The sequence below is a fragment of the Bacillus sp. 05T31 genome (assembly GCF_056396725.1).
Genome location: NZ_JBFTMA010000604.1, coordinates 1 through 2756 on the forward strand (window position 1 = coordinate 1; position 2756 = coordinate 2756).

Sequence of the window (2756 nt, forward strand, 5' to 3'; positions counted from 1 at the left end):
CTACTACATAGATTCTTATTCTCTAGGATATTTATTATTTGATTCAAACTCACTTAAAAATCTTTGATTGAAAAGACCAAAACTTCGCAACTGTATTCTAAGCTGTTTATCTTTCTTACAAAAATCTTAATTTCATTTTAATACCAAAGCTTAAATATACGAATGAATTCTGTCTTTATTATTGATATAAATTTTTTAATACTTGTTTCAACACAAATTTTATTCACTCAGAACAATTACATAAAATCGGTAGTTGGAAAATAGAATTATGAGTAGATTGTTTTTGAGGGGAGAATCTTAATTATGAAAAACAATATCAATGTTTATGTAGGATTGATTTCATCTGTAAGTATTTTTATTCTATCGCTATTTTTTATATATTTTAATCCTTATAGTGGTCAAATATCTAATAAAGAGGTTTTCATTAGTGCTCTTTTCTTATTATTACTCCCCCTCTTCCTGGAAAATTATTTAAATAATCAAAAAAATAATATATTTTCATTTTAATTTGTAGTATTTGGTTATTACCTGGAGGAGTCTATTTAGGAATATCTACAATTCCAAGTGTTTGGAATTTATATATTTTGTTTCTGTTTGTTTATTTTTTATCTATTTTTCGAATGAAAGCTATATAAAGTTAATTCAAAATGAATTGCTTCCTCGCCTACACTATACATATATATTTGCTATAACTTACACTTAAAATTCTGGTCCATGAGTTACTCGATAATAACTTTTTTTCATCAAGTATCACCATATATTATAAGAACGCCTATTTCTATTTAGAAAATAATTCCCTAAAAATGTTCTTAGATATATGTTCATACATTCTAACATAGCGTTGGCATAATTCTTTAACATTTTGGAATGAATCTATGTTTTTTATCATTTAATCATTTTTTAATCATGGAAATTACCATTTAGGCTTAACTATTTGATTTTCATAAATAAACTATAGTTTTCCTCTAAAGATAATTTCCATACTTTTATTTTAATACTGCATTTGTATTGCCTTTTGCACATTCTGAACATCATTTTTTAATAGTTCCTTCAAATCATAGGCCGGATAGTAACCTCTTTCATACATAAAGTTAAAAACCTGTGCATGTAATTGTATGGCGCCATTTATTTGACGGGTTAAAACCTCCCTAAGTCGCGGCGTTGCCGTTTCAGTAATGGCTATTGCATAATTTCGAACAGATGTCTTTGCAAATCCAAGCAAATCTCCAGCGAAAAACCCAGTTTCATCACGATGCTGCGACTGAAATCCAGGAGCATAAGGATAAAATTGCACTAACTCTTGTAAATTGTTTTGTATCGCATTTATAGCTTTAATATATAACGATTGGAGTGCTTTATCAGGGATATTTCGAACTGATTTTTTCAATTTGATTAAGCCGTTCGCTTGGAATGCTACTAATTCATGTAAATCCAATGTTTCATGCCAAGCTAACTGATTAGGATAAGACATAGATGCTCCCCCTTAATATTCATTCATGCTACATTATGCAAAAGATTCAAAAAGGGCATATACTATAATAAATAATTTCAGCCTAACTTATCATTATTTTACACTCAGAAATAATTGCCCCATGCTCGAATAATCATCTTTGAACGAATTATTTTCCATTCTTCTATAGTTATTTTTAATAAGTAATTAAACTCCTTAATATTTCACAATAAAATAGGCTTAATTCTTCTTCACTACTTTTTTATATCCTTAATTTTGATTTTCAAAATGACTTCTTCACCTTTACAATCTATAAATTTAATTTTCTCTTCCTTAAAAATCCCCATAATGATACATCCTTTCTTATTTCGTTATAAACATACTAGTTAGAAAATAAAAATGTGAACATTGTACCTACATATTCTTTATATAATTTTCTAACTCTATGGTTACTTAAATTTGTCCATTATAAGGAATCAACTATTAAAGTAAATAAATCACTGAGAGACCTCCATTAAATCATTTTGTTTATATATACCGAAAAACATTTATCATCATTTTAGTCACCTATTTCTTAATAATTAATAGGCTGTGTATTATGACTTAGGGGGGATTAAAAAATGATTATACTTTATGATAAAGATTCTTTACAAAAAATATTACTAATCTTCCACATTGGCAATAAGAAGCTTTCCGTTCTTTTAAATTTAAAATGACGGATAAAAACAAACTTTTCCCTTGTATCCCAGCTCAACATGGCTTTACTGCCAATCACCTTAGGTATGGATTCATTGGCGATCCTAGAAGCACCAATACTAGTGAGGATTTTGCTGAATTACTTAAAGCATATACAGAACGCTCTAAAGACACAGGTGAATATGCCTCTCTTATTATTTTTATTAATGTACCAATAGATTTGATGGAACAAACTACAGTTGAAGATTTTGAACAGATTTATTGGTCACTACTTAGTAAAACTAGCCATTTGAACGAGAAGGAATGGCCTACGCACATTCCAAATAACCCCATAGAGAATACATGGGAATTTTGTTTTTATAATGAATCATATTTTGTTTACTGCGCTACACCTGCCCATGTCAAAAGACAAAGTAGACATTTTTCATGTATGATGCTTGCTTTAACCCCTCGATGGGTCTTACAAGGAATTATGAGCTCTGAAAGACGCAGTCGAAAACTAAAAAACCTGATACGTCAACGTCTAGCAGCTTATGACAAAGCTCCTATTCACCCTTCTCTTAAAGATTATGGCCAGAAAGATAATTATGAATGGCAGCAATATTTTTGG

1 protein-coding gene and 1 pseudogene are annotated in these 2756 nt (G+C 29.3%); one reads left to right on the forward strand and one right to left on the reverse strand.

Annotation, left to right across the window (positions count from 1 at the left end):
- Nucleotides 1–991 precede the first annotated feature (991 nt).
- Nucleotides 992–1471 carry a spore coat protein CotF gene (cotF, locus tag AC1DJR_RS25010; RefSeq protein WP_429688205.1) on the reverse strand — a complete coding sequence of 160 codons (480 nt, stop codon included), beginning with the start codon at nt 1469–1471 and terminating at the stop codon, nt 992–994.
- Nucleotides 1472–2070: 599 nt separating this feature from the next.
- Between cotF and AC1DJR_RS25015 the strand changes: the two are divergent.
- A pseudogene (locus AC1DJR_RS25015) lies at nt 2071–2756 on the forward strand (YqcI/YcgG family protein); the annotation flags it as partial.

Excerpts from the sequence above, each read along its gene's own strand:
- cotF (WP_429688205.1), bottom strand. The coding sequence starts at position 1,471 with ATGTCTTATCCTAATCAGTTAGCTTGGCATGAAACATTGGATTTACAT.